The organism is Roseovarius sp. B-10 (assembly GCF_056859295.1).
In genome coordinates this window covers 56,447-69,471 of sequence record NZ_JBSXOE010000044.1, presented here as the reverse complement: position 1 = coordinate 69,471, position 13,025 = coordinate 56,447, and the positions used below count along the sequence as shown (strand labels likewise).

The window sequence follows — 13,025 nt, the reverse complement described above, 5'->3', positions numbered from 1 at the left end:
ACGACGTTTCTTTATGTCCGCCGGGCTGGCCGCGATGGGGCTGGTCGCGCTGCCCGACACCGCCCGCGCCCTGACCAAAGCGCGCGCCCGCACGCTCATCGACCAGGTTGTGAGTGACATCAACCGGGTGATCGCCTCGGGGCAGTCGCTGTCGCGGATGATCGTGGATTTCGAGCGCATCTTCGCGCGCTATGCAGATGTGTCAATCATCGCGCGCTCGACGCTGGGGGCGGATGCCAACCGCCTCTCCGGGGCACAGATGCGCGCCTATACCGATGCGTTCCGCGGCTACATCTCCCGCAAATACGGCAAGCGTTTCAACGAGTTCGTGGGCGGGCGGATCGAGGTCAAGGACGTGCGCGAGGTGAAATCGTGGCACGAGGTGCGCTCGATGGTCTACCTGCGCGGGGAATCGCCCTTCGAGGTGAGCTTTCTGGTGTCGGACCGCTCGGGGCAGGATTTGTTCTTCGACATGGTAATCGAGGGCATCAGCCTGCGGCTGAGCGAGCGCACCGAGATCGGGGCGATGCTCGACCGCCGAAATGGCGATATCGGTGCGCTGATCACCGACCTTAAGAAGGCGGGGTAGCCAAAAGCCGCGCGAGGACCATGCTTCGGCGCGGGGCAACTCGCCGATCATCCGGCCAAGGCCAAACCTCGCTTGCGCGCGCGCTGTCCTGCCTGCAAACCCGGCATTGCATAATCCCGACCCCGACGCGCCGCACCGTGCGGCCGGGAGTGGAAGGGTGTGTCATGCGCCGCACTGGTTGAGGGGCCTCGCGGGAACCTGACGGCGGGCGGGCGCCTGTCGCCACGTCTCGCTTTACACCTGAACCGAACGGTTTATCCTTTCGCGTGAGAGCACCGGAAAGGACCCCTGCATCATGCGCCTGACCGTGAACGGCACCGAGCACACACTCGACGAGCTGGAGCCGGAGATGCCGCTTCTGTGGGCGCTGCGCGACGTGCTGGGCGTCCACGGGCCGAAATACGGCTGCGGGATCGCGCAATGCGGGGCCTGCACGGTACATATCGACGGGCAAGCCGTGCGCTCCTGCCAGGTGCCGGTGGGCGATGTCTGGGGCGATGTGACCACCATCGAGGGGCTGGGCACGCCCGGGGCGCCGCACCCGGTGCAGGCGGCGTGGATCGAGGCACAGGTGGCGCAATGCGGATATTGCCAGTCGGGACAGATCATGCAGGCGGCAAGCCTGCTGGCCGAGGTGCCGGAGCCGAGTGATGCCGAGATCGACGACGCGATGTCGGGCAACCTGTGCCGTTGCGGCACCTATCCGCGCATCCGCGCGGCGGTTAAGGCGGCGGCCCGCACCATGCGCGAGGGCACCTGAGATGGGGCGGGCAAAGACCATCGCGCGGCGGACATTCCTGGTCGGGTCGGTGGCCGTCGCGGGCGGCGTGGCCTTTGGCGTCTGGCGCATGCGGACGCCCTATGACAACCCGCTCATGGCCGATCTGCCCGAGGGGGCGGCGGCGCTGACGCCCTATGTGCGGATCACCGGGGATGCGATCACCCTCATCACCCCGCGCGCCGATGTGGGCCAGGGCGCGGTGTCGGTGCAGGCGATGCTCATCGCCGAGGAGCTGGACGTTGACCCGGCGCAGGTGGCGACGGAGTTCGGACCGCCCGACCGCGCCTACTGGAACACCGCGCTGTCGGACGAGGCGGTGCCGTTCCGGTCCACCGACCAGGGCTGGCTGGCCGAGAGCGCGCGCGACGTGATGGACGCGCCGATGAAGCTATTGGGCATGCAGATCACCGGCGGCTCGACCACCGTGCCCGACGGGTATGAAAAGCTGCGCCGCGCGGGGGCGGTGGCGCGCGAAACGCTGAAGGCGGCGGCGGCGCGTCTGCATGACCAACCCGTGGACCGGCTCGGCACAGAAGGCGGCGCGGTGATCCTGCCCGATGGCACGCGGTTGCGCTACGAAAGCCTGGCCGCCGAGGCCGCGCGAACCGAGCCGGTGACGGATGTGGTGCTGCGCGACCCGTCGACGTGGCGACTGGTGGGACGGCCCGTGCAGCGCATTGATATCGTGGCGAAATCCACCGGCCGCCAAGCCTATGGCATCGACGAGGAACAGCCCGGGATGCTGCATGCCGCGATCCGGCTGAACCCGGCGCAGGGGGCAGGTTTGCGTGGCCTTGACGCGCGTGAGGCCGAGGCGATGCGCGGCGTGGAAAAGATCGTCGAGGTGCCTGGCGGCGTCGGCGTGATCGCCGACAACACCTGGCGCGCGATGCAGGCAGCGCAGGCGATCAAATGCGACTGGGCCCCGGCCCCCTACCCCACCGGGATGGAGGGCCATTGGCAGGCGCTCGCGGAGGGTTTCACCCCCGAGCGGCAGGACAGCCGGTTGCGCGACGACGGCGATGTGGAGGCGGCGCTGGACGGGGCTGCGGATATCGACGTGGAATATCGCGCGCCCTACCTCGCCCACGCGCCGCTGGAGCCGCTCAATGCCACCGTCCGCTATACCCCGGAGCGCACGGATATCTGGACGGGCACGCAGGTGCCCCGCTTCGTGCAGGGCAATGCCGCCGCGATCACCGGACAGGATGCGGACGACGTGCATGTGCATGTGCGCGTCGCCGGGGGCAGCTTCGGCCACCGGCTGGAGGACGCGGTGGTGCGTCACGCCACGCACCTGGCCATGGCGGTGCCGGGGCGGCCGGTGAAGCTCACCTATTCGCGCGAGGAGGATATGGGCCACGAGTTTCCCCGTCAGATCGCGATGGCGCGGGGGCGCGGGCGCGTGTTGGGGGGCCGCGTCATGGCCTATGATCTGGGGATCGCCATGCCCTCGATCATCGCCTCGCAGATGGGACGGCAGGCGATCCCCACGCCGGGGCCCGATCTGCAGATCGTCGCAGGGGCGTGGGATCAGCCTTTCGCTATCCCCGATTACCGGGTGACGGGATACCGCGCGCCGGCGCTTGCGCCGGTCTCAAGCTGGCGGTCGGTCGGGGCATCCACCAACGGGTTCTTTCACGACTGCCTGCTCGACGAGTTGATCCACGCCGCCGGGGCCGACCCGCTGGAAGAGCGGCTGCGGCTGTGCAGCCACGCGCCCTCGCGCGCGGTGCTGGAGGCGGTGGGCGAGATGTCGGGCTGGGGCGGCGCGCTGAACGCCGGTCAGGGGCGCGGCATCGGGTTCTGCCTGTCGTTCGGGGTGCCCTGCGCGCAGGTGGTGGAGGTACGCGAGACCGGCGACGGGCTGCGGATTGCCCGCGTCTGGGTGGCCGCCGACGTGGGACGGATCGTCGATCCGGTGAATTTCGAGGCGCAGATGCAGGGGGGCGTGGCCTGGGGCCTCGGCCACGCGATGCACGGGGCGCTCACCTATGCGGATGGTGCGGTGGAGCAGCAGAATTTCGACACGTTCCGGTCCATGAGGCTCCGTGAGTGCCCGGAGATCGCGGTGCGGGGGCTGGAGACCGCCGGGAAGATCCGCGGGATCGGCGAGCCGCCGGTGCCACCCGCGGCGCCGGCGCTTGCGAACGCGATCTTTGCCGCCACGGGGCAGAGGCTGCGCGAGATGCCGTTTGACTGGGAGGTGGCGTTTGTCGGCTGAGACGGGGGGCAGGCCGGCGGGCGCGGGTTGTTTTGGGCTGGAGCGGACCGACCGGGGCTAGGTGCCAATGCGCGGAATCGAGGCGTGCTTGCACGCCGCCGCGCATCGCCGGGCCGCACCCACGGCACGGCGATGTGGCTGTAACCTGCGCGCCGCTCGACTCTTTTTCGGATTTGGCCGCCATTAAGCGCGGCAGCAAGAGCGTTGGATCGCCGCGCCGCGGCCCGTCAATGCACGGCTAACTCGAATGTCCCCTCCAGGCCAGAACCACCGCGCCCGCCGTCGCCCCCTTGCCCCTGCCCCGCGCCGGTGGTTCAAAGGATCATGCCACAGATTCTGACCACCCTCGCTCTGCTGGCGCTTGCTGTCCTCTGGGGGCTGGCGGCGCGGGCGGTGGGCACGCCGCTGCCTTTCATGCTGGGGCCGCTCGTGGGTGCGGCGTTCATTGCCACAGTGCTGCCGCACAGGCTGCCCGAGGGTTACCGGTTCCCGACAGCGCTGCGGATCGGCTTCATCGCGATCATCGGGTTGATGATCGGGGCGCAAGTGACGCCTGCCCTCTTTGCCGAGGCGCGGAACTATGCGCTGAGCTTCGGGGCTGTGACGCTGTTCGTGGGGCTGGCGCACGGGTCGGGCTATGCGATCTACCGCCGCCTCGGCGGATATGACGCCGTCACCGCGTTTTACGCGAGTGCGCCCGGCGGGCTCTACGAGAGTATCGAGATGGGCGCGGCGGCGGGGGCGGACGTGACGCGGCTGATGATGCAGCAATTCCTGCGCATCATCGTGGTGGTGACGGTGCTGCCGCTGGGCCTGTCGCTGTGGCTGGGCGGGCCCGTGGGCTCGGCTGGGGGCGTGACGCTGGCGCGCGGCGATGTGCCTTGGTCCGACCTGCCGGTGATCGCGCTGGCGGTCCTCGGCGGCGTGGTGCTGGGCCGCGTGCTGCGCCTGCCCGCCGGGCAGATGACCGGGCCGATGGCGCTGGCGGCGGTGCTGTCGCTCACCGGGTGGCTGAGCCTCGAAGTGCCGCAATGGCTGGTGAACGTGGCACAGATGGTGTTGGGCACGGCGCTGGGAATGCGGTTCACGGGGATGAGCCGGGCGCTGCTGGCGCGCGGGACGGGGCTTGCGCTCATGGCCGTGGGGGCGATGCTGGCCATCGGGGGCGCGCTGGCGGCGGGGCTGCACGCGCTTACCGGCGAGGCGGTGGACGTGCTGGTCATCAGCCTCGCGCCCGGGGGCGTGACGGAAATGGCGCTGGTGGCGCTGAGCCTCAACGCCAATCCGGCATTTGTCACGCTGCACCATATCTACCGGATCGTGCTGACCGTGCTGGTGATCGGGGTGCTGGCGCGGTTCACACCCGGACGCCGCGACGCCCCGCGAGATCGGTGAAGAACTGCCACGCCACGCGGCCCGAGCGCGCGCCGCGGGTGGCCTGCCATTCGATCGCCTCGGCGCGCAGGGTGTCGTCGTCGATCTCGACCCCGTAGGCATCGCAATAGCCCCGGATCATCGACAGGTAGGCATCCTGATCGCAGGGGTGGAAGCCGAGCCATAGGCCGAACCGGTCCGACAGCGATACCTTTTCCTCGACCGCCTCGGAGGGGTTGATCGCGGTGGAGCGTTCGTTCTCGATCATGTCGCGGGGCATCAGGTGGCGACGGTTGGAGGTGGCGTAGAACAGCACGTTCTCGGGCCGTCCCTCGATCCCGCCGTCGAGCACGGCCTTCAATGATTTGTAATGCTCGTCGTCATGACCGAAGCTGAGATCGTCGCAAAACAGCAGGAAGCGTGCATCCGAGCCGCGCAGAAGATTGAGCAACCGGCCCACAGAGGGCAAGTCCTCGCGCTGCAATTCCACGATCTTGAGCGGCAGCCCCCCGGCCTGCACGGCGGCGTGCACGGCCTTGACGAGGCTCGATTTCCCCATGCCGCGCGCGCCCCAGAGAAGCGCGTTGTTGGCGGGCAGGCCGCGGGCGAACTGGCGTGTGTTCTCCAACAAAGTGTCGCGCGCCCGGTCGATCCCCACGAGGAGCGACATGTCCACCCGGTTGACCGTCGCGACGGGCTCCAGCCGGTCGGGCGAGACGTGCCAGACGAAGGCGTCGGCCGCGTCGAAATCCGGTGCGGTGAGCGGCGCGGGGGCCATCCGTTCCAGCGCCGCAGCGATCCGGTCGAGCGGGTCGGTCGTCATTCAGGTCTTGTCCTTGTCCTCGTCGGTCCCGGCGAGCGGATCGTCGTCGACATCCTCATCGTCGGTGACATCTTCGTCGTCGTCATCGTCGAACCAAAGGCCCTGTTCGCGCAATTCCGCCTCGCGCTTCTTCTCGACGCGGGCGACAAGCTGGATCGACACCTCGTAAAGGCCGTATACCACGACGAAGAGGATGATCTGGGTGATGACATCCGGCGGCGTCACCAGCGCGGCGAGGAGCAGGATGCCCACAACCGCGTATTTGCGCACCGAGCGCAGGCCCGGCGCGCTCACCAGCCCCGCCTTGCCCATCAACGTGAGCAGCACCGGAAGCTGAAAGCACAGGCCGAAGGCGACGATGAACTTGATCGTGAGGTTGAGATATTCCTGCGCCGAGCCCTGGAACACCACCGAGAGCGGCGCGGCATTCTGCCCGCCCTCCACGGCCTCGCCCTCGCCGCCGAATTGCTGGAAGCCGAGGAAGAAGTCATAGGCCAGCGGCGTCACGACGTAGAAGGCGAACGCCGCGCCAAGAAAGAACATGAACGGGGACGCGATGAGGAACGGCAGGAACGCGCCCTTTTCCGAGCGGTAGAGCCCCGGCGCCACAAAGCGCCACATCTGGTTGGCGATATAGGGAAAGGCGAGGATGAACCCGCCCAGAAGCGAGACCTTGATCGCGACGAAGAAGCCCTCTTGCGGCGAGATGAAGATCAGGTCGCAATCCTGCCCCCGATCGGCCAGCACCTGGCACAGCGGGGCGGTGAGGAAATTGAAGATCGGGGTGGCGATGGTGAAACAGATCACCATGCCGACGATGAAGGCCAGCACCGAGTGGATGAGGCGCGTGCGCAGCTCGGCCAGGTGTTCGATCAGCGGGGCGCTGCTGTCCTCGAGCTCGTCGTCGCGCATGCTCATGCCTTGTTCTTGGCCTTGTTCTTGGCCTTGTTCCCGGCCTTGTCCCCGGCGCTGTCATCAGCGGGCGCGGCGGTGGCGGTTTCCGTCGCAGTGTCCGAAGGCGCAGCCTGCGCCTCTGCCTTTGCCTTTTCCTCGGCCTCGGCGGCGCGACGGGCGTTGGCCATTTCGGTGGATTTCTCGCGAATCTTGTCAGCGGCGGCCTGACGCTCGGGATCGAGCGGCGGGCGGGCGGCCTTGTCGATGTCGCTGGCCACGCCGTCGGTGGTCTTCTTGACCTCGTTCATCGCCGTCTTCATCGGGTTCGAGGCGGCCCTGAACGATTTCTGGATGTCGCCCACGCCAGATTGATCCGCGGCATCGTTCATCGCACGGCTGAAATCGCGCGCCATGCCCTTGGCCTTGCCCACGAACTTGCCCAAGGCCTGGAACATGCCGGGCAAATCCTTGGGGCCGACGACGATCAGCGCGACAATGCCGATGAGCAAAAGCTCGGTCCAGCCCAGGTCGAACATGGGGGTATCAGACCTTGTCTTTTTCTTTGCCCTTGTCCGCAGGCGTCACGTCGCGCGCGGTCTCGGTGGATTCGGTCTCGTCCTCGAGCTCCTTGGTGCCCTCGGACACGCCTTTCTTGAACGAGGTGATCCCCTTGCCGACCTCGCCCATCAGCGACGAGATCTTGCCGCGCCCGAAGAGCACAAGCACCACCACAGCGATGAGCAGAAGGCCAGGAAGGCCGATATTGTTGAGCATCTCTCTTCTCCCTAGTCACGGGGGACGCACCCCCGGCAACATCATTGGCCTTATCTAGACATTCACTGCGGCGGATGAAAGCACCAATCGGCGTCCGCCTCCACGAATCCGCGGCGCTCAGTCCTCTCCCTGTGCCTCGGCGCGGCTCTTGCCCGAAACGTTGAGCGCGAGGGTCGCGGCCATGAACGGGTCGAGATCGCCGTCGAGCACGCCCTTGGTATCCGAGGTCTCGTGCCCGGTGCGCAGATCCTTGACCATCTGGTAGGGCTGCAACACGTAGGACCGGATCTGGTTGCCCCAGCCCGCGTCGCCCTTGCTGTCATGGGCCTCGTTGATGGCGGCGTTGCGGCGATCGAGTTCCTGCTGGTAGAGCCGCGATTTCAGCGCCTTCATAGCGATGTCGCGGTTCTGGTGCTGGGATTTCTGCGAGGACGTTACCACGATGCCGGTGGGGATATGGGTGATCCGCACCGCCGAATCGGTGGTGTTGACGTGCTGCCCGCCCGCGCCCGAAGAGCGGTAGGTGTCGATGCGGATGTCGGCGGGGTTCACCTCGATCTCGATATTGTCGTCCACCACCGGGTAGACCCAGACGGAGCAGAACGAGGTGTGCCGCTTGGCCGCCGAATCGAAGGGCGAAATGCGCACCAGCCGGTGCACGCCCGATTCGGATTTCAGCCAGCCATAGGCATTGTGCCCCGATATCTTGTAGGCGGCGGACTTGATCCCGGCCTCTTCGCCGGGCGATTCCGACTGCAATTCGACGGTATAGCCGCGCTTTTCCGCCCAGCGCACATACATCCGCGCCAGCATCGCCGCCCAGTCGCAACTCTCGGTGCCGCCGGCCCCGGCGTTGATCTCCAGGAACGTGTCGTTGGCATCCGCCTCGCCGTCGAGCAGCGCTTCGAGCTCCTTGGCGGCGGCGGTTTTCGCGAGCGCGCGCAGTGCCTCCTCGGCCTCGGCCACCACCTCCTCGTCGCCCTCGGCCTCGCCCAGCTCGATCATGCCAAGCTGATCCTCGAGCTCCTGCTTGATGGAATCGTGGGTGGTGAGCGCATCCACCAGCGCCTGCCGGTCGCGCATGAGCTTTTGCGCCTGCGCGGGATCGTCCCAGAGCGTGGGATCCTCGACCCGGGCGTTGAATTCCTCTAGCCGGTGGCGCGCGGTCTCCCACCCCAGCCGCTGGCGCAAAAGCTCCAGCGACTTCTCGATCTCGGTCACAAGGGTCTGGGTCTCGGCGCGCATCGCATCCATCCTGTCGGCTCGGGTGGCGGTGATAGCCCAGCACGCGGGGCTGAACAAGGTGGCGTGGACACGGGGGCTTTGAGCGGACTGGCGGGGCACAGCAATGAGCCGCGCATTGGCACCAGGCTGCGGCCCTCCGCTTCAGGCCCAGACACGGCCTTCGCTGCCCCCCGACCGCTAATTCCCGAACAGGCTGCGCAGGATGGTCTCGATCGGGTTGCGACGGTCCACCGGCGCGCGCTGTTGCGGAAGCGGCTCTGACGAACTGGAACGGGGCGCCGGGCGCTGCATCGGCAGGGGCTTGGGCGGCAGGCCCTCGTGGACGCGCGTCATCGTCTCGCGCCAGATCTCGGCAGGCAGTCCGCCACCCGTCACCCCGGTGAGCGGGGTATTGTCGTCATAGCCCATCCATACGCCCGCCACGTAATCGGCGGTGAAGCCCAGGAACCACGCATCGCGGGCGGCCTGCGTGGTGCCGGTCTTGCCCGCCACCTCGCGGCGCGGAAGGCGCGCGCGCTGGCCGGTGCCCGCCTCGACCACGCGGCTCATCATGTAAACGAGTTCGCGCGCCGCGCTCTCGCGGATTACCCGTTCGCCGATCCCGGTCTCGCGCGACATCAGCGGTGTCTGCTCGCCCATGAGCCGCAGCTCGGTCAGGCCATAGGGCGTGACCGAAGAGCCGCCGTTGAGGATGCCCGCATAGGCGCCGGTCATCTCAAGCAGCGTGCTCTCGGAGACACCGAGCGCCAGCGCCGGGCCGTCCGCGAGATCGCTTTCGATGCCGAAGTCGCCCGCCACGCGGCGCACCTTGTCGAGGCCCGCGCGCCTGGCGATCTTGACCGCGGGTACGTTGATCGACTGGGCCAGCGCCTGCGTGAGCGTCACCCGGCCCTTGTAGTCGCGGCTGTAGTTTTCCGGGCACCAACGGCCCGAGCCGGGGATATCGAGGCAGTAGGGCTCGTCCATCACCACGGTGTTGGGGTCGAACCCCAGCTCGAGCGCGGTGGCATAGACGAAGGGCTTGAAGGCGGAGCCGGTCTGGCGTTTCGCCATGGTGGCACGGTTGAACGCGCCGATCACGGTCGTGTCGCGCCCACCGACCATCGCGCGCACCGCGCCGTCCGCCGACATCACCACGATGGCCGCCTGCGCCTTTGATTCCTCGCGCACCTTGTCGGTGAAGGTACTCTTCATCGCCGTTTCGGCGGCGCGCTGTATGCGCTGGTCGAGCGTGGTGCGGATGATGACATCCTCGGTGGTGTCGCGGGTCAGGAACTCGGGCCCGGAGCCCATCACCCAGTCCGCGAAATAGCCGCCGGCCTGCTGCTCTGCCGCCTCCGAGAGTTGCGCGGGGCGGGCCAGCGCCGCCTCGGCCTGGTCCGCGCTCAGATAGCCCTGCTCCCGCATCAGCCCGATGACCACCGAGGCGCGGTCCTGCGAGCGTTCCAGATTGGCGGTAGGGGCCAGCGCCGACGGCGCCGTCAGAAGCCCCGCGATCATCGCTGCCTCCGACGGGTTCAGCTCGGCCGCGGACTTGCCGAAATAGCGCTGCGCCGCGGCCTCGGCACCGTAGGCCCCTGCCCCCAGATATGCGCGGTTGAGATAGATCGTGAGGATCTGATCCTTGGTGTATTTCGCCTCCATCGCCAGCGCGTAGACGGCTTCGCGCACCTTGCGCCAGATCGAGGTGCGCCGGCAGTAGGAGACATACTCGGCCTCGCTCTTCCAGCGGGTCTCGTCATAGGTCTCGCCGAAGCACAGCAGCTTGGCGGTCTGCTGCGTGATGGTCGAGCCACCGTTGCCGGAGAGCGGCCCCCGCCCCTCGCTCAGGTTGATGCGGATGGCGCTGGCGATGCCGATGGGATCGACGCCGGGGTGGTAGTGAAAGCGGCGGTCCTCGGTCGCGATGACGGCATCGCGCAAATGCGGGCTGACCGTGTCGACGGTGACAACGCCGCCGAACTGGTCCCCGCGCCATGCGAACACCTCGCCATCGCGATCGAGAAGCGTCACCGAGCCGCGCGCACGCCCGTCCATCAGGGTCTGGTAGGCGGGCAGCGTGGTGTAGGTATAGGCTACCGCGAGCCCGGTAACGAGCAGCACGACCACGCCCACGCGCCAGCCGATGCCCCAAACCAGCCGCCACAAGAGCCGCAGCACCGTCCGCATCAGCCGCACCAGCGGGTTGCGCGACCGCCTGCGCGGCGCGCGGCGCGTGCTTTTGCGCGCACGCCCCCCGCCTGCGCGTGAGCGTTTGGGGGCCGCGAGCGGCGGTTTTCGTCGTCCTGAATTACCCATGCCTGCCCTGCCCGGCCGCGTTTCTCTGCACGCACTCTAGCGCGGGCGCACGGGAATGTAGAGACCCCGGCCCGCGTTGCGTGCGTTCTCATTATGCATAAAAATTAAGCATATCATTCATTACGCCCAAATTTTGAACAATTCAAGCGCATCCCCGCGCCGGAAATCCCTCATTTCCCTTTCCCAAACAGGGGCAGAACGATTTTTCTGCACCTGCAAAGCGCACGGATCACGCGCGCCAACCGAAAGGGGAAGACGTGAAACTCATCATCGCAACGATCAAACCATTCAAGCTCGAGGAGGTCCGCGAGGCGCTCACCGGCATCGGTGTCCGCGGCATGATGGTCACCGAGATCAAGGGCTTCGGCGCACAATCGGGCCACACCGAGATCTATCGCGGGGCCGAGTATGCCGTGAATTTCGTGCCCAAGATCAAGCTCGAGGTCGCCGTGTCGGCCGGGATGGCCGACCAGGTCGTGGAGACCATCACCAAGGCCGCGCGCACCGGCAAGATCGGCGACGGCAAGATCTTCGTGCTCGACATTCAGCAGGCCCTGCGCGTGCGCACGGGCGAGACCAACGAGGACGCGCTTTAAGAGCGCGCGAGGGAAAGGACAATAAACATGAAACCGACACTGAAATTCGGCCTTGCCGCGACGCTGTTGGCGCTGCCCTCGATGGGGCTCGCACAGGAGGCGGCAGAGGCGGCCGCACCGGGGTTTGACGAGATCGGCCCCTATATCATGACCACCCTGCTGTTCTGCATGGCGGGTTTCCTCGTGTTCTTCATGGCCTGCGGCTTTGCCATGCTCGAGGGCGGACTGGTGCGCTCGAAGAACGTCACCATGCAGATGACCAAGAACATCGCGCTCTATTCGGTTGCTGCGATCATGTACTGGTTCATGGGCTTCAACCTGATGTATCCGGGTGACTTCAACGGCTACGTCGGCAGCTTCTTCGTGCCGACAGTATTGGACCCGGTGGGGGTGGCCGCCGCCGATGCCGCACTTGATTATGCGTCGATCGGCTCGGACTTCTTTTTCCAACTGGTGTTCGTGGCCGCGACCGCCTCGATCGTGTCCGGTACGCTGGCCGAGCGGATCAAGTTGTGGCCGTTCCTGGCCTTCGTGGTCGTGCTGACCGGCGTGTTCTACCCGATCTCGGGCTCGTGGCAGTGGGGCGGGGGCTGGCTGTCCGAAGCGGGCTTCTCGGACTTCGCCGGCTCGACCATCGTGCACTCGGTGGGTGGCTGGGCCGCGCTGGCCGGTGCCATCGTTCTGGGACCGCGCATCGGCAAATACGGCAAGGATGGCAAGGTCATCCCGATCCCGGGCTCGAACCTGGCACTGGCGACGCTGGGCACGTTCATCCTGTGGCTGGGCTGGTTCGGCTTCAACGGCGGCTCGCAGCTGGCGATGGGCACCGTGGGTGACGTCTCGGACGTGAGCCGCATCTTTGCCAACACCAACATGGCCGCCGCGGCCGGTGCCGTGACCGCGCTGATCCTGACGCAGGTGATGTATAAGAAGCCCGACCTGACAATGGTGCTCAACGGTGCGCTGGCGGGCCTCGTGTCGATCACCGCCGAGCCGCTGGCACCGACGCTGTTTGGCGCACTGTGGATCGGGGCCGTGGGTGGCGTGATCGTGGTCTTTGCCGTGCCGATGCTCGACAAGCTCAAGATCGACGACGTGGTCGGGGCCATTCCGGTGCACCTGTTCGCGGGCATCTGGGGCACCATCGCCGTGGTCTTTTACAACGGTGATGCCAGCCTCGGCACGCAGCTTCTGGGCATCGCCGCCTACGGTGTGTTTACCTTCGTGGCCAGCTTGATCCTGTGGTTCATCCTGAAGGCTGCCGTCGGTATCCGTGTCGGCGAAGAGGAAGAGATCAACGGTCTCGACATGGCCGAGCTGGGCATGGAGGCCTACCCCGAGTTCTCCAGGGGCTGAGACCTCCTCTTCCCTGTCAGCCCTGAGAGAAGCCGGCCCCGGGCGTTCGCGCCCGGGGCCTTCTTCCGTGT

General features: G+C 67.0%; 12 protein-coding genes. 6 read left to right on the top strand and 6 right to left on the bottom strand.

Annotated features, from left to right (window positions below; all coding sequences use genetic code 11):
• Nucleotides 1-13: 13 nt before the first annotated feature.
• The 4 genes from AC13D8_RS19515 (at nucleotide 14) to AC13D8_RS19500 (ending at nucleotide 4,989) form a co-directional block, all read left to right on the top strand.
• Nucleotides 14-589 (top strand): MlaC/ttg2D family ABC transporter substrate-binding protein, encoded by a 576-nt coding sequence (locus AC13D8_RS19515; protein ID WP_482970207.1) that lies wholly within the window; start codon nucleotides 14-16, stop codon nucleotides 587-589.
• Between the two features lie 295 nt (nucleotides 590-884).
• Nucleotides 885-1,349 (top strand): (2Fe-2S)-binding protein, encoded by a 465-nt coding sequence (locus AC13D8_RS19510; protein ID WP_482970206.1) that lies wholly within the window; start codon nucleotides 885-887, stop codon nucleotides 1,347-1,349.
• Between the two features lies 1 nt (nucleotide 1,350).
• Nucleotides 1,351-3,594: a xanthine dehydrogenase family protein molybdopterin-binding subunit gene (locus AC13D8_RS19505; protein WP_482970205.1), complete on the top strand. Its 2,244-nt coding sequence runs from the start codon at nucleotides 1,351-1,353 to the stop codon at nucleotides 3,592-3,594.
• 324 nt (nucleotides 3,595-3,918) lie between these two features.
• Nucleotides 3,919-4,989 carry an AbrB family transcriptional regulator gene (locus AC13D8_RS19500; protein WP_482970204.1) on the top strand — a complete coding sequence of 357 codons (1,071 nt, stop codon included), beginning with the start codon at nucleotides 3,919-3,921 and terminating at the stop codon, nucleotides 4,987-4,989.
• Here AC13D8_RS19500 and AC13D8_RS19495 read toward each other — a convergent pair.
• The 6 genes from AC13D8_RS19495 to AC13D8_RS19470 all read right to left on the bottom strand — a co-directional run bounded on the left by AC13D8_RS19495 (nucleotide 4,952) and on the right by AC13D8_RS19470 (nucleotide 11,002).
• Nucleotides 4,952-5,791, bottom strand: a complete 840-nt coding sequence (locus tag AC13D8_RS19495; RefSeq protein ID WP_129431582.1) for an ATP-binding protein — start codon at nucleotides 5,789-5,791, stop codon at nucleotides 4,952-4,954. The genes AC13D8_RS19500 and AC13D8_RS19495 overlap by 38 nt on opposite strands.
• The gene (gene tatC / locus AC13D8_RS19490; protein WP_482970203.1) at nucleotides 5,792-6,709 is read right to left on the bottom strand and encodes a twin-arginine translocase subunit TatC; all 918 of its coding nucleotides are present in this window, start codon (nucleotides 6,707-6,709) and stop codon (nucleotides 5,792-5,794) included. It lies immediately after the preceding gene.
• Complete coding sequence (tatB, locus tag AC13D8_RS19485) at nucleotides 6,706-7,221, bottom strand: Sec-independent protein translocase protein TatB (protein ID WP_482970202.1); 516 nt, start codon at nucleotides 7,219-7,221, stop codon at nucleotides 6,706-6,708. Before tatB ends, tatC begins: the two co-directional genes overlap by 4 nt.
• Nucleotides 7,222-7,228: 7 nt before the next feature.
• Nucleotides 7,229-7,459 (bottom strand): twin-arginine translocase TatA/TatE family subunit, encoded by a 231-nt coding sequence (locus tag AC13D8_RS19480; protein ID WP_129431585.1) that lies wholly within the window; start codon nucleotides 7,457-7,459, stop codon nucleotides 7,229-7,231.
• A gap of 117 nt (nucleotides 7,460-7,576) precedes the next feature.
• Nucleotides 7,577-8,704, bottom strand: a complete 1,128-nt coding sequence (gene prfB, locus AC13D8_RS19475; protein ID WP_482970201.1) for a peptide chain release factor 2 — start codon at nucleotides 8,702-8,704, stop codon at nucleotides 7,577-7,579.
• A gap of 177 nt (nucleotides 8,705-8,881) precedes the next feature.
• The gene (locus AC13D8_RS19470; protein ID WP_482970200.1) at nucleotides 8,882-11,002 is read right to left on the bottom strand and encodes a transglycosylase domain-containing protein; all 2,121 of its coding nucleotides are present in this window, start codon (nucleotides 11,000-11,002) and stop codon (nucleotides 8,882-8,884) included.
• A 257-nt stretch (nucleotides 11,003-11,259) separates the two neighbouring features.
• Here AC13D8_RS19470 and AC13D8_RS19465 point away from each other — a divergent pair, with 257 nt between their 5' ends.
• Together AC13D8_RS19465 and AC13D8_RS19460 are read left to right on the top strand one after the other, a co-directional pair.
• A complete protein-coding gene (locus tag AC13D8_RS19465; protein WP_104017478.1) occupies nucleotides 11,260-11,598 on the top strand; it encodes a P-II family nitrogen regulator in 339 nt (112 codons plus the stop codon).
• A gap of 27 nt (nucleotides 11,599-11,625) precedes the next feature.
• A complete protein-coding gene (locus AC13D8_RS19460; protein WP_482970199.1) occupies nucleotides 11,626-12,954 on the top strand; it encodes an ammonium transporter in 1,329 nt (442 codons plus the stop codon).
• The last annotated feature ends 71 nt before the right edge of the window (nucleotides 12,955-13,025 follow it).

Excerpts from the sequence above, each read along its gene's own strand:
- AC13D8_RS19515 (WP_482970207.1), top strand. The coding sequence starts at position 14 with ATGTCCGCCGGGCTGGCCGCGATGGGGCTGGTCGCGCTGCCCGACACC.
- AC13D8_RS19510 (WP_482970206.1), top strand. The coding sequence starts at position 885 with ATGCGCCTGACCGTGAACGGCACCGAGCACACACTCGACGAGCTGGAG.
- AC13D8_RS19505 (WP_482970205.1), top strand. The coding sequence starts at position 1,351 with ATGGGGCGGGCAAAGACCATCGCGCGGCGGACATTCCTGGTCGGGTCG.
- AC13D8_RS19500 (WP_482970204.1), top strand. The coding sequence starts at position 3,919 with ATGCCACAGATTCTGACCACCCTCGCTCTGCTGGCGCTTGCTGTCCTC.
- AC13D8_RS19495 (WP_129431582.1), bottom strand. The coding sequence starts at position 5,791 with ATGACGACCGACCCGCTCGACCGGATCGCTGCGGCGCTGGAACGGATG.
- tatC (WP_482970203.1), bottom strand. The coding sequence starts at position 6,709 with ATGAGCATGCGCGACGACGAGCTCGAGGACAGCAGCGCCCCGCTGATC.
- tatB (WP_482970202.1), bottom strand. The coding sequence starts at position 7,221 with ATGTTCGACCTGGGCTGGACCGAGCTTTTGCTCATCGGCATTGTCGCG.
- AC13D8_RS19480 (WP_129431585.1), bottom strand. The coding sequence starts at position 7,459 with ATGCTCAACAATATCGGCCTTCCTGGCCTTCTGCTCATCGCTGTGGTG.
- prfB (WP_482970201.1), bottom strand. The coding sequence starts at position 8,704 with ATGCGCGCCGAGACCCAGACCCTTGTGACCGAGATCGAGAAGTCGCTG.
- AC13D8_RS19470 (WP_482970200.1), bottom strand. The coding sequence starts at position 11,002 with ATGGGTAATTCAGGACGACGAAAACCGCCGCTCGCGGCCCCCAAACGC.
- AC13D8_RS19460 (WP_482970199.1), top strand. The coding sequence starts at position 11,626 with ATGAAACCGACACTGAAATTCGGCCTTGCCGCGACGCTGTTGGCGCTG.